The organism is Blautia sp. DFI.3.45 (assembly GCF_020593505.1).
GTDB classification, from domain to species: domain Bacteria; phylum Bacillota; class Clostridia; order Lachnospirales; family Lachnospiraceae; genus Blautia_A; species Blautia_A wexlerae.
This window is the reverse complement of the sequence record NZ_JAJDMI010000020.1, coordinates 1-17,356: the sequence shown is the minus strand read 5'-3', so window position 1 is coordinate 17,356 and position 17,356 is coordinate 1. Positions and strand designations below refer to the sequence as shown.

Sequence of the window (17,356 nt, the reverse complement as noted above, 5' to 3'; positions counted from 1 at the left end):
GTTAGCCTGAAAGCAGAGGTTCAGGTAACAGATAAACTGAAGGTAAGAACGATGTTTTGAGAGGCATATAGAAGTTTAAGTATATGGTTTGAAATCCTGCATCAGAAGAATATCCGGTATATAAAATTACAGGATATTGAGAGAAATATTAAGGTACTTTTTCAGTGATACTTTACATAATTCAGAACATCTGCCATTAATGTTCGATAAATATGAAAAGCACATAAGGAAATTAAACAGTTGTGAATTTAAGAAGTTAGGTTTATGATTGCTTAGCACGAAAAATAATGAAAAAGTGTATCCGATATTTCATAAATGAAAAACAAATTATAATACGTGAAATTATAATTTAAAATCTATAAAACTTTCTAAGTAAGTTCCGATGAACTGAATAACTGATATCATAAAAGCATAAAAGCAGGAATGAATCAGATTATAAACAGTACATATGGATTATGAGCAGGAAACAGAATAGGAATTTTAAATAAACATAGAAAAATTTAATAGTGAACTTATAAAGTAGTTTGTAAATAACATATTATTTTATTATAGAAAGAATACTAAGAGGAAAATAAATTGAATAACGAAGAACATTGAAGCGGTCATCATTTTTGAAATCAGGAAAAGTAAAAAGTGATGACCGTTTTCAAATTGTATTCATATATATTCGTTTATTGCGTGAAATGGAATTTTAGGATATACTCTCCATGAAAAGGAGAGTTTTTTTATGTGGATAAAAGATATCAGAGATTATATTTTATATGAAGATAAAGATATTCTGGTCTGTCACAAACCGGCAGGGCTTGCAGTTCAGAATGCGCGGGTTGGCAGTATGGATATGGAGAGCCTTCTGAAGAATTATATTGCTCAGAAGGTGCCGGGTAAGATGCCGTATCTGGGTATTATCCATCGCCTGGATCAGCCGGTGGAGGGGGTTCTTGTATTTGCCCTGAATCCGAAGGCAGCAGCAGATCTCAGCAGACAGATGACAGCGGGAAAAATAAAGAAGACTTATCTTGCAGTTACAGAAGGAACAGTGAAAGTGAAGAGTGCAAAACTGGTGGACTGGCTGAAGAAGGATGGCAGGACCAACAGCTCTGCAGTGGTTGAGGGAGGAACTTCCGGAGCAAAAAAGGCGATCTTGTCTTATGAAGTTCTGGAAACCTGGAAAAATAAGGAAGATGCACAGGATTGTGGCGAAAGAAATCTGATTCGGATTGATCTGGATACAGGCAGGCATCATCAGATTCGTGTGCAGATGGCGCATGCCGGAATGCCTTTGGTTGGTGACAGAAAGTATAATCCCGGTCAGAATAGTCAGGAACCGCTGGCTCTCTGTTCTGCAAAACTGGGATTTCAGCATCCGGTGACAAAGAAACAGTTGGAGTTTCAGGTGCAGCCTGCAGGTATGGCATTCAAAAGACATTGACATAGCGCAATTTTTGATGTATAAAAGTGAAAAATGTGTAAAATCTCTGGACGAATTTCGTAAAGTGTGTATAATGTAGAAAGTAATATACAGTTATTCGGTTATGAGCAAGTAGCGAAGCGGATTGCGAATATCCGCTTGACGAGGATCGCTACAGGTAATTGTTCGATGTTAATTATTCTGTGAGAGTACTGAGCAGATATCGATTTTTTAGTTGACAGAAATTATACATTATTTTATGAAATTGCTGTAATGTGCAGTATAGCACTGAAAGGAAGAGGAAATTAAAATGAAAAGAGCGGCGGCAGCAGCGATAAGTTTAATGACAGGACTGGCAATGCTGACAGGATGCAGCAGAGCGGAGGTGGAAGAGACAATCCAGCCGTTGGTGGCAGACGCTATCGAAGAATCCGATTCAGAGGCAGAAGCAGTGAAGGAAGAGGATGAGAGTCCGCTGATTCCGGAGATTGATACAGATATAAAAATCCATGCCGGTTCAAGGATCGCAGTGGTAAGCAAATGTGTCAAGGGCGAATACTGGAAGATGGTTAAGAAAGGCATGGAAGATGCGGTAAAGGAAATTAATAAGGCATATGGTTATAAAAAAGATGACCAGATCACTATGACTTTTGAAGGCCCTGATAATGAAGAAGATGTAGAGACTCAGATCAATACAATAGATGCTGTTATCGCAGAGAATCCGGATGTTCTTTGTATTTCGGCAAGTGATATGGATTCCTGTGAGGCACAGCTTGAAGCTGCAAAGGAGAATGGGATTCCAGTTATAGCATTTGATTCTAATGTAGCCGAGAAAAAACTGGTGAAGGCATATCGGGGAACCGATAATGTGCAGGTAGGAAAGATGGCTGCTTATCAGCTTGGCAGTGCACTCGGAAAGATGGGAAAGGTTGCGGTTTTTTCCGCACAGCAGAAGACAAAGAGTGTTCAGGATCGTGTAGAAGGATTCATGAATAATATCGGGAAGTACGGAGACATTGAAGTTGTGGAAACCATTTATTCTGATCAGGTAGATGATATGGAGGCTTCCATGAAGGAAGTTCTGGAAAAATATCCCACACTGGATGGTGTATTCTGCACCAATGCAGATATTACAGAGATGTATCTCAATCTGGAGAAGAGTGATGAGCATGATGCACCGGCTCTGGTAGGGGTTGATGCAACTACTAAGCAGCAGGAAGCAATCCGTAATGGAGAAGAGATTGGCTGTGTTTCTCAGCAGCCTTATGCTATGGGATACCAGACGATCTGGGCAGCAGTTGAAACAACGGCACCGAAAAAATCTGTTGTGATCGAGAAAAATGTACTGAGCAATCCGGCATGGATCGATGCAGACTGTCTGGATGATCCGGACTACAGTGGATATTTATATACAGAATAAGAATTAAAGATAAACGCTCCGGGAGGATGTACAGGGTCTCAAATGCATTAATTAAGAGGATTTTCTATAAGAGGAATGTGTCTGCTGGGACAGACCGGTAATACAGAACTTATATATAAAGCAGAATTATATACGAAAGAAGAAGCATGAAAACAGTGATGAGTTGTTTTTGTGCTTTTTTTGTGTTATAGAATATTACTCCGTAATGTTCTATGACACAAAAAAGCTCTCCGGGCAGGCTCCTTATTTATATCTCTTCTTCTTTGAAATAAAAATATAAACCAATCAGAAGCTTTGACTGTATAAAAAGATTTATATTGATGATATAATCACATACACGATATAAAAATAACAAAAAAATATTGGATGGATAAAAAATATTTGATAAAATTATTTAATGAGATTGTAATTTTAAAGGATATATGATAAAATTTGACTATAAATTCTTGAAAATATATAAAAAAATTAGGCAAAAAGGAGAAGAGGATGAAACAATGGTCAGAGATCATCAGAAATGTCACCATGTTGTCGCAGCTTGGACTGTCTCTCATAACCCCTGTCCTGATATGTCTGGCAGTATGCTGGCTGATTGTTTCTAAGACCGGAGCTGGCGGATGGGTATATATCCCCGGTTTTTTCTTTGGTCTTGGAGGTTCCGGGACAGTGGCATATAAATTTTATCTTTCTATTAACAGACAGCAGAAGAAAGAGAACAAAAAGAAGAAAAATAAAGTATCGTTTAACAGACACCTGTAATGATACAGAAACGAAAGGGAGATTTATATGAGTATTATGGATAATGTTCAGCCTGCCGTAAAGAAGGAAACCGGGAAGGTAGCCGCCATCACCGGAATCGGGCTGATTTTGATGTGGATCGTGTTTGGAGTGCTGCATGCTTTCATGCCACAGAAGGTACCGTTTGATTATACGGTGTTTCTTGGAGGGGCAGTGGGAGGATGTGTGGCAGTCCTTAATTTCTTTTTTATGGGACTTGCAGTGCAGAAAGCAGCTGCAGCAACAGATGAGGACACAGCGAGAATGAGGATCAAAGCAAGTTACTCCCAGAGAATGCTGATCCAGATGTTGTGGGTGATCCTGGCAATCGTGGCACCCTGTTTTCATTTTGTGGCAGGAATCGTTCCTCTTTTATTTCCCGGAACAGGAATTAAAATTGCAGGAATTTTTCATACTAACAAATAGGTATTTCTATATCAAACCGGAACAGTACCGGGAGAGACAGGAGGTGAATAAAGAGTATGGAATTGGATATCAGCGGGGCAAGGATATTCTTTACATTACCCATTGATGTGCCTGTTCTCGGACCATTAAGGATCAGTGAGACAATGGTGGTAAGCTGGATTGTTATGATACTCATAACAGGTTTGTGTATCTGGCTGACACATGATCTGAAAGAAGAGAACATTTCCAAACGTCAGGCTGTGGCAGAGCTCATTGTAGAGAAGGCCAACAGCTTTGTAATCGGAAATATGGGTGAGAAATTCAGATACCTGATACCATTTGTTGCAGCACTTTTTGCAACCAGTGTGGTTTCCAACCTGATCAGTCTGATCGGACTTCGAAGCCCTACAGCAGACCTTTCTACTGAGGCTGCCTGGGCAGTTGTGGTTTTCATTATGATCACAGCACAGAAGATAAAGACCAGCGGATTTGGCGGTTATCTGAAAGGATTTACGACTCCGATCGCAGTTATGACACCGTTTAATATTCTTTCCGAGCTGGCTACACCTGTCAGTATGGCGTGTCGTCATTTCGGAAATATCCTTTCCGGTGTGGTAATCAATGGCCTGATCTATGGGGCACTGGCAGTCGCAAGTTCCGCGCTTCTGGGCCTGATCCCGGGTGCATTGGGAGATGTACTGTCAAAGATACCGATTCTTGATGTCGGTGTACCTGCGATAACGTCGGTCTATTTTGACTGGTTCTCAGGAGTTATGCAGGCATTTATCTTCTGTATGCTGACTGTAATGTATATTGCAAATGCAACAGAAGAGTAGCAGAAACATGATTTGCCGGAGCAAAACGGCAGCGGTGGTAACCGCAAAGAATGCTGAAATACAGCAGAAAAATTAATACCGCAGTAAAGGGGAAAAGCTGCAGATTATTATTTAACAGGAGGGTTTTAATATGGATTTTCAGTTATTGGCAAAAGGTATCGCATTAGCAGGATGTGCAATTGGAGCAGGATGTGCGCTGATCGCAGGTATCGGACCTGGTATTGGTGAAGGTAACGCAGTAGCAAAGGCATTGGAAGCAATCGGACGTCAGCCTGAGTGCAAGGGTGATGTTACTTCTACCATGCTTCTTGGATGTGCCATTGCAGAGACAACAGGTATCTACGGTTTCGTAACCGGTCTGTTGCTTATCTTCGTTGCACCTGGTATGTTCATGAACTTCCTGAGCTGATAAAAACAGCTGAGATGTCGAATATCACAGATTAAGCGGCATCTGATATGGAACCTGTGGATAATTCCGGCAACAGCCGGAGAATGATCCGCATAAATACAGACAGGAGGTTACAAACATGCAGGTACAGGAATTAGTTGGAATTGTGCCGTGGAATTTTATAGCGACGATTTGCAACCTTTTTATTCAGGTATATCTGATCAAACGTTTCCTCTTCAAGCCCATCAATGAGATGCTGGAAAAGCGCAAAGCGAAAGCGGATGCCCAGATCCAGGATGCAGTGAAGGCAAAGGAAGAAGCTCAGGCAATGAAGGCAGAATATGAAAAGAATATGCAGGAAGCCAAGAATAGGGCAAATGACATTGTGATGACAGCTCAGAAAACAGCCGCTATCCAGAGTGAAGAGATGCTTAAGGAGGCTTCCAGTCAGGTAACTGCCATGAAAGAGAAGGCAGAGAAAGACATTGCCCAGGAGAAACGTAAGGCAGTCAACGAGATTAAGGGAGAAATCGGCGGTATGGCTGTTGAGATTGCCGGAAAAGTGATCGAGCGCGAAATTAGTGAAGAGGATCATGCAAAACTGATTGATGAGTTTATTGAGAATGTAGGTGAGGCATCATGACAAAAACTGCCAGAGTTTACGGCGGAAGTCTGTATGACCTTGCCGCTGAAGAAAAGCTCGATGGACAGATCATGGAGCAGATGATCGCAGTCAGACAGATTTTTCGAGAAAATCCCGGATATTTGAAATTGCTGGGAGAACCGGCGATTCCTGAAGACGAGAGACTTAAGATGATTGAAGAGGCTTTCGGAGGGCAGGCAGAGAGATATCTGGTGAATTTCCTGAAATTATTGTGTGAACGCAAGATTCTGAGAGAGTTTGCCGGATGCTGCGAAGAGTTTATCAGACGCTACAACAGTGCACATGGAATTGCAGAAGCCGTGGTTACCAGTGCAGTGAAGCTCAGTGATACTCAGATGGAAGCTCTGAAAGCGAAGCTTGAGAAGCTAAGTGGAAAGAAAGTGTATCTGGTTCAGAAAACAGATGCATCCGTTCTTGGCGGACTTCGCGTGGAACTGGAGGGCGTACAGCTTGACGGTACAGTACAGAGCCGTATTTCCGGTATTTCGAAGAAACTGAATGAATTGGTAGTATAAGGAACTGGATTCCGGATTTGAGAATCGTACTGTATGGGTATTTGACATATGGATATGAAAAATCTTTAAATTTCTGAATTCAGACAGCGCAAAATAATAGAATATAAAAGGATGGAATGGAAACATGCAATTAAAACCTGAGGAAATATCCAAGGTCATCCGAAGCCAGATAAAATATTACGAAAATGCCATTCAACAGAACGAGACAGGTACGATCCTTATGGTTGGTGACGGTATTGCCAGAGCCAGCGGACTGGTAAACTGTATGTCAGGAGAGCTTCTGGAATTTGAGGACGGAAGCTTTGGTATGGCACAGAACCTGGAGGAGAACAGTGTCTCCATCGTAATCTTTGGTTCAGATGAGAACATTGGTGAGGGTCAGACCGTAAAGCGTACAGGCAAGGTCGTGTCTGTACCTGTAGGCGACGCCATGGTTGGACGTGTTGTAAATGCACTGGGACAGCCAATTGACGGAGCAGGCCCGATTGATACAAAAGAATTCCGGCCAATCGAGAGCAAGGCACCGGGAATCTGTGAGAGAAGATCTGTATATCAGCCTCTTCAGACCGGTATCAAAGCCATCGACTCCATGATCCCCATTGGACGTGGACAGCGAGAACTGATCATTGGTGACCGTCAGACCGGTAAAACTACAATTGCTACAGATACCATTATTAACCAGAAGGGAAAAGATGTGATCTGTATCTATGTAGCCATTGGACAGAAGCGTTCCACAGTAGCTACATTAGTAGAGAACCTGACCAGAAACGGCGCAATGGATTATACTATCGTTGTGGCAGCTACAGCATCTGAGTCAAGCCCGCTGCAGTATATCGCACCGTATTCCGGATGTGCAATGGGTGAATACTTTATGAATAAGGGAAAAGATGTGCTGATCATCTATGATGATTTAAGTAAGCATGCAGTTGCATACCGTGCACTTTCCCTGCTGATCCGTCGTCCGCCTGGACGTGAGGCATATCCGGGTGATGTTTTCTATCTGCATTCCAGACTTCTGGAACGTGCAGCGAAGCTGGACGATGAACATGGCGGCGGTTCCATGACAGCACTGCCGATTATTGAAACACAGGCAGGTGACGTATCTGCCTATATTCCTACTAACGTTATTTCTATTACAGATGGACAGATTTTCCTGGAGACAGAGTTATTCCATTCAGGAATCATGCCTGCTGTAAACCCAGGTATCTCCGTATCACGAGTTGGTGGTGATGCGCAGATCAAGGCAATGAAGAAGGTAGCAGGAACACTGAAACTGATTTATTCCCAGTACCGTGAGCTGCAGAGCTTCGCACAGTTTGGTTCTGATCTGGATGCTGATACAAAGGCACGTCTGGAACAGGGAGCACGTATTGTGGAAGTTCTGAAACAGAACCAGAATGCACCGGTTCCTGTAGAGAAACAGGTTGCGATCCTATATGCGGTTACAAAGGGTGTTCTGGAATCAGTAAAAGTTGAAGACGTAAATGTATATGAATCAGGATTATATACCTATCTGGATACAGATGCAGCAGGCGTAGAGGTTATGCAGGAGATCCGCTCAACAGGTAAGCTGGAGCAGGAAACAGAGCAGAAGCTTCGCAGCGTACTGGATGCGTATACAGAGAACTTCCTGAATACAAGACCTGAGAAATAAAGTGATTAGGAGGGTATCGTATGGCTTCGAATATGAAAGCGGTAAAGCTGCGTATCAAGAGTGTACAGAGTACCATGCAGATTACCAAGGCCATGGAGCTTGTAGCATCCTCCAAACTGCGTAAGGCAAAGGAACGTGCAGAGGTATGCCGTCCGTACTTTACAGAACTTCATGAGACATTGAAAGAGATTGCAAGGGAGAATACAGATTTCTCATCCGTTTATGCGAAAGAGTCTTCCAACAATAAAACCTGCTATGTAGTGATCGCAGGTGACAGAGGACTGGCAGGCGGATATAACACCAATCTTTTTAAATGTCTGGAGGCTTCTGCTGAAGGTAAGGACTACATGGTTCTGCCGGTTGGAAAGAAAGCAGTAGAATATTTCCGCCAGAGAGGGATAGAAGCTCTGACAGAACAGTTTGCAGAGGCAGGAAGTATTTCTGTAGCGGATTGTTTTGAGATGGCAAATATGCTCTGTACAGAATTTCGCAAAGGAACCTTTGGCCATATTGAATTATGTTATACTGTCTTTAATTCCATGCTTTCCCAGCAGCCGGAGGTATTTTCCATGCTTCCTATGACTGATATCAGAGAGGAAAGCGGAGGTAAGATAGAGACGAAGAATCTGATCCTCTATGAACCGGACGGAGAGACAGTATTTGATGCCATTGTTCCGGAATATCTGGCAGGCCTGGTTTATGGCGGTATCTGCGAAAGTACTGCAAGTGAACTGGCAGCCAGACGTATGGCTATGGATGCAGCCACAAGTAATGCGGAAGAGATGATCGATCAGCTCAATCTGTATTACAACAGGGCACGTCAGGCCAGCATCACGCAGGAGATCACGGAGATTGTTGCAGGTGCGGAAGGTCTTTAGAAATAGGAGATTATAAACATGAGTGAAAAACACATTGGCGAGGTAGTGCAGGTTATCGGTCCGGTACTGGATATCCGCTTTGCGCACGATGAACTGCCGCCTCTTCTCAATGCCATAGAGATTGATAATGATGGCGCAAAGCTGGTTGCCGAGGTTGCACAGCAGGTTGGTGATGATGTGGTAAGATGTATTGCCATGAACTCTACTGACGGTCTGGTGCGCGGTGCCAAAGCTCTGGATACAGGCGGTCCAATTTCCGTTCCTGTAGGTGAGGAATGCCTGGGACGAGTATTTAACCTTCTGGGTGACCCGGTAGACAATCTTCCGGCACCGGAGGCAAAGGAACGCTGGTCTATCCATCGTCAGGCTCCTTCTTATGAAGAACAGATGCCTGCAACAGAAATCCTGGAGACAGGTATCAAGGTCGTTGACCTGATCTGTCCTTATGCAAAGGGTGGTAAGATTGGTCTTTTCGGTGGTGCAGGTGTAGGAAAAACAGTTCTTATCATGGAGCTGATCCACAACGTAGCAACTGCACACGGCGGACTTTCCGTATTTACAGGTGTAGGAGAGCGTACACGTGAGGGAAATGACCTTTACAATGAAATGAAAGAAAGTGGAGTTATTGACAAGACTGCTCTGGTTTACGGTCAGATGAACGAGCCGCCCGGAGCACGTATGAGAGTTGGACTTTCCGGACTTACCATGGCGGAATACTTCCGTGATGAGAAGAACCAGGATGTGCTCCTCTTTATTGACAATATTTTCCGTTTTACACAGGCAGGTTCCGAGGTGTCTGCGCTTCTGGGACGTATGCCTTCAGCCGTAGGTTATCAACCTACACTGGCAACTGAAATGGGTAACCTGCAGGAACGAATTACTTCTACAAGAAAGGGCTCCATCACATCTGTACAGGCTGTATATGTGCCTGCCGATGACCTGACTGACCCGGCTCCTGCAACTACATTCTCACATCTGGATGCAACAACTGTACTTTCCCGTGAGATTTCTAGCCAGGGTATTTATCCGGCTGTTGATCCTCTGGATTCCACAAGCCGTATCCTTTCTCCTGAAATCGTAGGAACAGAGCATTATGAGATTGCCAGATCAGTACAGAGAGTTCTTCAACGTTACAAAGAGCTTCAGGACATTATTGCCATCATGGGTATGGATGAGTTGTCAGAGGAAGACAAACGTACTGTAAGCCGTGCCCGTAAGGTTCAGAGATTCCTGTCACAGAGCTTCTCTGTAGCAGAACAGTTTACAGGTATGCCTGGCAAATATGTTCCGCTGAAGGAGACGCTGAGAGGATTCAGAATGATACTTAACGGTGAGTGTGATGACATTCCTGAGAGTTATTTCCTGTTTGTGGGAACCATCGATGAAGTGTTTGAAAAAGCGAAGAATCAGTAAAGGGGGAAATGTCCTATGAGTACTTTCCCGTTGAGAATCGGAACACCGGACGGATTACTCTTTGAAGGCAATGTGGAGCGTGTGATCTGCAGAACTGTCAGCGGTGATCTGGCCATTCTTGCCAGACACTGTAATTACTGTACTGCCCTGGGAATGGGCGAAGCCAGTGTGGTAATGGAAGACGGCAGCAGACGGACTGCAGCCTGTATTGGCGGAATGCTTTCTGTTATGAACGGAAAGTGCCGTGTCCTTGCAACTACTTGGGAGTGGAAAGAGGATATTGATGAGCAGCGCGCACAGGAAGCTAAGAAAAGAGCTGAGGAGATGATTGCCAAAGGTGGTTTGAGTGATCATGATTATAAGATTGTGGAGGCTAAACTGCAGAGGGCGTTGGTGCGTTTGAGTGTGAAGAGCTGAGAAAATAAGAGTTATTAAAAGACTGACAGGAAATCCGGGAAGGGAGACTGTCGGTCTTTTTTGTTTGTGATATATTTTTTGGGGATATAGTGGGAAGAATCTGAGGGAGGGATTTGAAGGAGGGACGCATAGAAAAGGGACGCATAGAAAAATAATTTATTTCATGTGCGGTTTCGGACATTAAGATATTCTAAGCTGCTCAAAATCTGCTAAAGGCATGAGAAAAATGCCACAAACTCGCTTCGCTCAGACAGTGTGTCATTTTTCTCATAACGCAGATTTTGACCAGCTAAGAATATCTAAATATCCTGCAAATGCACATGAAATAAATTATTTTTCTATGCTGGTAATTGGATCTTTCAAATACACTGGCAGGGATTTATTTGATTTGGTGTTGTTGTTCACGTGCCACTATCCCGCAAGGTGTTTTTGGGGCATGAATATGCCAAAATCCCGATACACAAGCCTATATTCCATTGGTGCGGGCAATCTGGAATTTTGGTTACATTGTTGTAAACGGAGCGAACAGCAACGATTCAATTAAAAAGATGAAACGTAGTATATTGTCACACATTGACACACATTGACACTTTACCATGATGAGGTTAAAATAGAGATAGATTATGCGACTGTAGGGGAAAGTGGGCAGTTGTGATATTATTCTGAATTTCGGCGGTTTGCCGAGATTATTTGGACAGGAGCGAATATGTTATGATAGCAGAAAAAATGAAACCTTATGTAAAAAATAATTCAGCCATCCGTATGATGTTTGAGGAGGGAAATCGTCTCAGAGCCATTTACGGTGCGGACAAAGTTTATGATTTCAGTCTTGGGAATCCGAGCGTTCCGGCACCGGAGTGTGTGAAGGAGGCTATTATTGATCTGGTGAACGAAGTGGAGCCGACAGTGCTTCATGGTTATATGAGTAATGCAGGATTTGAGGATGTGCGCCAGACGATTGCGGAATCTCTGAACCACCGCTTTGGGACAAAGTTTGCGGCGAAGAATCTGATTATGACAGTTGGAGCAGCCAGCGGTTTGAATGTGATTTTCAAGACGATCCTGAATCCAGAGGAAGAAGTGATTGTTTTTGCACCATATTTTCTGGAATATGGTGCATATGTGCGCAATTTTGATGGCAAGCTTGTGGAAATCTCTCCGGATACAACCACATTCCAACCGAATCTTGAGGAGTTTGAGCAGAAGATTACGGCAAAGACAAGAGCAGTGATCGTAAATACACCTCACAACCCCACTGGTGTCGTATATTCAGAAGAAACCATTAAGAAGCTGGCAGCAATTCTTGAGAAAAAACAGCAGGAATTTGGCAGTGTGATTTACCTGATTTCTGACGAGCCATACAGAGAGCTGGCTTATGATGGTGTAGAAGTTCCGTATCTGACAAAATATTACGATAATACTATTGTTGGCTATTCTTACAGCAAATCTCTGTCCCTTCCGGGAGAGCGTATCGGTTATCTGGTAATTCCGGATGAAGCAGATGGAAGTGAAGAACTTATTACTTCAGCGGCTATTGCCAACCGTACTATCGGATGTGTCAATGCCCCATCCCTGATGCAGAAGGTGATTGCCAAATGTGTAGATGCAGAAGTGGATGTAGCTGCATATGACAAGAACCGTCTGGCGTTATACAATGGACTGAAAGAATGCGGATTCGAGTGCATCAAACCCCAGGGTGCATTCTACCTCTTTGTGAAATCACCGGTAGCAGATGAAAAAGCGTTCTGCGAAGCTGGAAAGAAATATAATATTCTCATGGTTCCGGGAAGTTCCTTTGCCTGCCCGGGTTATGTGAGACTGGCTTATTGTGTATCTTATGATACTATCATTAATTCCCTGCCGGAGTTTAAGAAACTGGCAGAAGAGTTTGGACTGTGAAAACGGCGGGGATTGACATTGGGACAACAACGATAAGCGGTGTTGTTCTGGAAAAAGAGGAAAACGGACAGGCAAAGATTCTGGAGGCAAAAACTGTAGAGAATGGTTGCTTTATCGAAACCGGAAATGAATGGGAAAGAATACAGTATGCAAAAGAAATTGTAGAAAGAGCAGTGAATCTGCTGGATTATTTCCTGGAGAAGTATCCGCATGTTGAGCGGATTGGGCTCACAGGGCAGATGCATGGAATTGTCTATGTTGACAAAGAAGGAAATTGTGTCAGTCCGTTATATACATGGCAGGATGCCAGAGGAAGTATCTGCGATGGGGATCAGATTCCTTTAACAGAAGAAATCCGGGAAAGATGTCAAATCCATGCTGCTTCAGGATATGGGCTTGTCACACACATTTATAATATCAGACATAATCTGGTTCCGGATTCGGCTTTGAGCTTCTGTACGATTATGGATTATTTTGGAATGTATTTGACAGGGCGTAAAAAACCATTGGTACATGTGAGCAATGCGGCAGGTTTTGGATTCTTTGACAGCCATAAGATGTGCTTTGAAAAAGAAAAACTGGCTGAAATGGGAGTGGACGTAAACTGGCTGCCGGATGTCTGTACGGAAATAGAAAAACTGGGTACATACAGAGGAAGGACAGTTACAACAGCAATCGGAGACAACCAGGCAAGCTTCCTTGGAGCAGCAGGTGATGAGGAGAATATATTACTGGTCAATATGGGAACCGGCGGACAGATTTCTGTTCTTTCCAGTCAGTATTTTTCGGGAGATGGAATTGAGGCAAGACCTTTCCTAAATAGGAAGTATCTGCTTGCAGGAGCATCTCTGTGTGGCGGCAAGGCATATGCGCTTCTGGAACAGTTTTTCCGAAAAATTGTAAAAGAAGCGACCGGACAGGAGCAGCCATTATACAAAGTAATGGAAAAGATGGCAAGAACAGGGAGAGACCAGAATAGTGAAAGAACTGAAAGTCGAAAGATTAAAGTTGAAACAACATTTGACGGTACGCGGGTGGATCCGGAAAAAAGCGGCAGTATTACTCAGGTAAGTTCCGAAAACTTTACACCAGAAGATTTCTGCTATGGTGTTCTGAAGGGGATGAGCACAGAATTGTATCAGATGTATATGACTATTCAGAAAGGAACCGGCATAAAGATCAGGCGCATGATTGGTTCAGGGAATGGACTGAGAAGAAATCCGGTACTGTGTGAAATTATTGAAGATATGTTCAAGGCCGAACTTGTTCTTGCAGAATGTGAAGAGGAAGCTGCGACAGGGGCAGCAATGAGCAGTCTGCCAAGGTCGGCTCAATGATTAATTGAATGAGGGTCATGTTCTTTTATTATCCGATTAATCGTAGCGCTGTTAATGAATACCTTTCCCTGATTGGTGAAAGGGAATTGCCATTAAATCTGTTTGAAGTAGTTGATATTGAAGATAGATTTTCGGTTGAGAGAGTAAAAGAATTATTGAATGAAAAGAAATAGAAATGCCAGCAGTCTTGCAATATGGAGAATAAAAAATTTTGACATTCTCACAAATGCGTGCTAATATGATTATAGAAAAAGAGTGTTGCCGATAGACGGTTAGTCCGATATATGTTTTGACAAAAATTGCCGTTTAGTTTTGATATGCTCCTTGTCAAGTAGACAGGTGAAATATCTAAAGGTAAGCGACAAAAATACCTACATTTCATTTTGGAGTGTAGGTATTTTTATGCACACCATTTCTCTTTATATTTTTTAATTCGTTTGTTTTCTGGAATAGGATATTCTACTGGTATGTCAGATTTCAGTGCTTCTTGACGTACTTCTAGGGGTGTTTTGCAGCAATACCTATCCTGTGGACGTTCTTCACTATAAAATCTTATATAATCCTTTATTGCAAATCTTAATGAGGATTCATCAGTTATTTCGTACATCTGATACATTTCTGCTTTGATAATTCCCCAGAAACCTTCTGTTGGTCCATTATCAATACAATGTTCAACCCGAGATATGGATTGTCTCATTTCTTGTTTTACAAGTTTCTTTTTAAACATTTTGCTGGTATACTGGAATCCCCGATCTAAATGAAAAATCGGCTTTGCACAGGGGTTCAACGCAATTGCCTTATCAAAGGTTTTAAATACTAATTTACCTTATTGTGCTATTACTTCTTGTGCATGTGGTCTATATCAGAATCTGATGTTATGTGAAAGACTGGCAGGAAGAACGGGGATATTATTAAAATTTAATTTTTTAACTGCTATTACTTATATTTACTTTCATGCTAATATATATTATCATATTAGCATGAAAGGAGAACCTATATGACTCAATTTGAAAAATTAGATTTGTTATTGCGTGAATGTGGAGGGACAATTCAGACATTTCAAGTCCTAAATAATGGAATTAGTAAGTCTGTGTTTTATGCCTATGTGAAGGAACGAGGATTAGAGCAAGCTTCTCATGGTGTGTATGTATCACCTGATACGTGGACAGATGCGATGTTCCTTTTGCATTTGCGTTGTGGTCAAGCTGTATTTTCTCACGAAACTGCATTGTTTTTTCATGATTTAACGGACAGAGAGCCTTTGAAATACACCATAACAGTAAGAACTGGATATAATCCAAGTCGTTTGCAGGAAGACGGTTTTCAAGTATATACAGTAAAAAAGGATTTACATGAAATAGGAATCATAGCTATGCAGACATCATTCGGACATTCCGTTCCCGTTTATGACATGGAGAGAACAATTTGTGATCTGCTTCGTAGCAGGAAAAATATTGAAATGCAGGTATTCCAAGATGCATTAAAGCAATATGCGAAACGTAAGGATAAAAACTTACGGATGCTTATGAAATACGCAGCTATGTTTCATGTTGAAAAGATACTAAGACCATATTTGGAGGTGTTACTTTAGATGATAACAACGGCAAGACAATTAAAGGATTTGATTCGTAATCTGTCAAAGAAAAAATCCGCAGATGCACAGATTTTGATGCGGAATTATATGATGGAACGTTTTTTAGAACGAATTTCTTTATCAGAGTATAAAAATCAGTTTATATTAAAAGGTGGCATGCTGGTGGCGGCAATGGTCGGTCTGGATGCCAGAGCTACTATGGATCTGGATGCTACTATAAAAGGCACTAATGTTAGTGTGGAGGATGTAGAAATGATTATATCCCAAATTATATCAATTCCACTGGACGATGGTGTTTCATTTCGGGTCAAACGGATATCGGAAATCATGGAAGAAGCAGATTATCCTGGTGTTCGTGTAAGCATGGAAACGAAATTTGATGGTGTAATCACACCATTAAAGATTGATATTTCTACAGGGGATGTAATTACACCAAGAGAAATCAAGTACAAATTTAATCTTATGCTTGAAGACCGCACTATTGAGGTATGGGCATATAATCTGGAAACGGTATTGGCTGAAAAACTGGAAACTGTTATTAGTCGAAACGTTACAAATACACGAATGAGAGATTTTTATGATATTTATATTTTACAAAAACTGTATGGGGAGCAACTTTCAAAAGATGTATTAAGGGATGCACTTGTTGCTACCGCTAAGAAGCGAGAAACGTTAGAACAGATAGAAACTGAAGACATAGATGAGATTTTTGACGAGATTCAATCCAGCTCTGTTATGGAAAATCTATGGAAAGCTTATCAAAGAAATTATTCTTACTCTGCTGACATTCCATGGCATACAATCATGAAATCAATTCGCACATTATATGAAATTATATCAAAAAAATACATATAATGTATTGCAGTTCTCCAAGAACGTAGAAAAGCCGAATGACGGAACAACAAAACAAGGGAAGGAGTTGCATCATGAATAAAATCCTGATTATAGATGATGACAGAGAACTGTGCGCTTTGATTAAACGTAGCGTACAAGCAGAAAACATAGAAGCTGATTTTTGTAATACCGGAAAAGAGGGCTTACAAAAATTAAGAGAGCAGGAATATCAGCTTGTGGTGCTGGATGTGATGATGCCCGGCATGGATGGTTTTGAAACACTGGAAGAAATTCGCAAGGAGTACAGCTTACCGATTTTGATGTTTACATCTAAAAATGACAGCATTTCTAAAGTACGGGGCTTACGAGCCGGAGCGGACGATTATCTTACAAAACCATTTGATATGGATGAACTGATTGCCCGTATTGCGTCTCTTATACGCCGCTACACTCGCTTTAATCAGCAAGCCGGAGCCATACAAAAGCTAAATTTTAACGGATTGCAGATTGACCTTGAAAATCGTTCTGTTACTACATCAAACGGCACTTTTGAACTGCCCCCAAAGGAATTTGATTTGCTCCTGTACTGTTCAAAATATCAAGGGAAAATTTTGACCAAACAGCAGATTTATGAGGAAGTATGGGGCGAAGAATATTTCTATGATGACAGTAACATTATGGCGATTATCAGTCGGCTTCGCAAAAAATTAGAAGTCAATCCTTCAAGCCCAAAGTATATACAAACGGTCAAAGGGATTGGCTATCGGTTTAATAAGGAGGTGTAGCCAGCATGGAAATCATCGTATTCTTATCCGTTGTGATTGCTGTTGTGGCTGTATTGACTTCCATCGTTCTCGTTCGGCGTGTAAAAAAACAAATAGCAGAAATGACCGATGTGCTGGTTGATGTGAAAAACGGAA

18 protein-coding genes and 1 pseudogene are annotated in these 17,356 nt (G+C 42.0%); 18 read left to right on the top strand and 1 reads right to left on the bottom strand.

Annotation, left to right across the window (positions count from 1 at the left end):
* Positions 1–727 precede the first annotated feature (727 nt).
* The 14 genes from LJE09_RS08870 to LJE09_RS18410 all read left to right on the top strand — a co-directional run bounded on the left by LJE09_RS08870 (position 728) and on the right by LJE09_RS18410 (position 14,008).
* Entirely contained in the window at positions 728–1,429 is a 702-nt protein-coding gene (locus LJE09_RS08870; RefSeq protein WP_008704977.1) for an RluA family pseudouridine synthase, read from the top strand.
* A 289-nt stretch (positions 1,430–1,718) separates the two neighbouring features.
* Positions 1,719–2,828, top strand: coding sequence for a substrate-binding domain-containing protein (locus LJE09_RS08865; RefSeq protein WP_008704974.1), 1,110 nt, complete (start codon positions 1,719–1,721; stop codon positions 2,826–2,828).
* Positions 2,829–3,314: 486 nt separating this feature from the next.
* On the top strand, positions 3,315–3,584 hold the full coding sequence (locus tag LJE09_RS08860) for an AtpZ/AtpI family protein (RefSeq protein WP_022380878.1): 270 nt from the start codon (positions 3,315–3,317) through the stop codon (positions 3,582–3,584).
* Positions 3,585–3,611: 27 nt separating this feature from the next.
* Complete coding sequence (locus LJE09_RS08855; RefSeq protein ID WP_008704972.1) at positions 3,612–4,028, top strand: hypothetical protein; 417 nt, start codon at positions 3,612–3,614, stop codon at positions 4,026–4,028.
* A gap of 56 nt (positions 4,029–4,084) precedes the next feature.
* Positions 4,085–4,843, top strand: a complete 759-nt coding sequence (locus LJE09_RS08850) for a F0F1 ATP synthase subunit A (protein WP_227311206.1) — start codon at positions 4,085–4,087, stop codon at positions 4,841–4,843.
* Between the two features lie 130 nt (positions 4,844–4,973).
* Entirely contained in the window at positions 4,974–5,252 is a 279-nt protein-coding gene (gene atpE, locus LJE09_RS08845) for an ATP synthase F0 subunit C (RefSeq protein ID WP_008704968.1), read from the top strand.
* Positions 5,253–5,370: 118 nt separating this feature from the next.
* A complete protein-coding gene (gene atpF, locus LJE09_RS08840) occupies positions 5,371–5,874 on the top strand; it encodes a F0F1 ATP synthase subunit B (RefSeq protein ID WP_008704967.1) in 504 nt (167 codons plus the stop codon).
* Positions 5,871–6,410 (top strand): ATP synthase F1 subunit delta, encoded by a 540-nt coding sequence (atpH, locus tag LJE09_RS08835; RefSeq protein WP_055053787.1) that lies wholly within the window; start codon positions 5,871–5,873, stop codon positions 6,408–6,410. The genes atpF and atpH overlap by 4 nt, the downstream gene beginning before the upstream one ends.
* A 124-nt stretch (positions 6,411–6,534) precedes the next feature.
* Positions 6,535–8,064: a F0F1 ATP synthase subunit alpha gene (gene atpA, locus LJE09_RS08830; protein WP_008704965.1), complete on the top strand. Its 1,530-nt coding sequence runs from the start codon at positions 6,535–6,537 to the stop codon at positions 8,062–8,064.
* A gap of 20 nt (positions 8,065–8,084) precedes the next feature.
* The gene (gene atpG, locus LJE09_RS08825) at positions 8,085–8,942 is read left to right on the top strand and encodes an ATP synthase F1 subunit gamma (RefSeq protein ID WP_055150651.1); all 858 of its coding nucleotides are present in this window, start codon (positions 8,085–8,087) and stop codon (positions 8,940–8,942) included.
* An 18-nt stretch (positions 8,943–8,960) separates the two neighbouring features.
* Positions 8,961–10,355, top strand: coding sequence for a F0F1 ATP synthase subunit beta (gene atpD / locus LJE09_RS08820; RefSeq protein WP_008704959.1), 1,395 nt, complete (start codon positions 8,961–8,963; stop codon positions 10,353–10,355).
* Positions 10,356–10,370: 15 nt separating this feature from the next.
* A complete protein-coding gene (atpC, locus tag LJE09_RS08815) occupies positions 10,371–10,772 on the top strand; it encodes an ATP synthase F1 subunit epsilon (protein ID WP_008704958.1) in 402 nt (133 codons plus the stop codon).
* A 711-nt stretch (positions 10,773–11,483) separates the two neighbouring features.
* A complete protein-coding gene (locus LJE09_RS08810) occupies positions 11,484–12,671 on the top strand; it encodes a pyridoxal phosphate-dependent aminotransferase (protein WP_227311205.1) in 1,188 nt (395 codons plus the stop codon).
* On the top strand, positions 12,668–14,008 hold the full coding sequence (locus LJE09_RS18410) for a sedoheptulokinase (protein WP_227311203.1): 1,341 nt from the start codon (positions 12,668–12,670) through the stop codon (positions 14,006–14,008). The genes LJE09_RS08810 and LJE09_RS18410 overlap by 4 nt, the downstream gene beginning before the upstream one ends.
* A 400-nt stretch (positions 14,009–14,408) precedes the next feature.
* Here the strand turns inward: LJE09_RS18410 and LJE09_RS08800 are convergent, their stop codons facing one another.
* A complete protein-coding gene (locus LJE09_RS08800; RefSeq protein ID WP_128868174.1) occupies positions 14,409–14,735 on the bottom strand; it encodes an IS3 family transposase in 327 nt (108 codons plus the stop codon).
* Positions 14,736–15,005: 270 nt separating this feature from the next.
* Here LJE09_RS08800 and LJE09_RS08795 point away from each other — a divergent pair, with 270 nt between their 5' ends.
* The 4 genes and pseudogenes from LJE09_RS08795 to LJE09_RS08780 form a co-directional block, all read left to right on the top strand.
* Positions 15,006–15,599, top strand: coding sequence for a type IV toxin-antitoxin system AbiEi family antitoxin domain-containing protein (locus tag LJE09_RS08795; RefSeq protein ID WP_118338688.1), 594 nt, complete (start codon positions 15,006–15,008; stop codon positions 15,597–15,599).
* Positions 15,600–16,457 (top strand): nucleotidyl transferase AbiEii/AbiGii toxin family protein, encoded by an 858-nt coding sequence (locus tag LJE09_RS08790; protein WP_227311201.1) that lies wholly within the window; start codon positions 15,600–15,602, stop codon positions 16,455–16,457.
* A 71-nt stretch (positions 16,458–16,528) separates the two neighbouring features.
* Positions 16,529–17,221: a response regulator transcription factor gene (locus LJE09_RS08785; RefSeq protein ID WP_227311199.1), complete on the top strand. Its 693-nt coding sequence runs from the start codon at positions 16,529–16,531 to the stop codon at positions 17,219–17,221.
* A 5-nt stretch (positions 17,222–17,226) separates the two neighbouring features.
* A pseudogene (locus LJE09_RS08780) lies at positions 17,227–17,356 on the top strand (sensor histidine kinase); the annotation flags it as partial.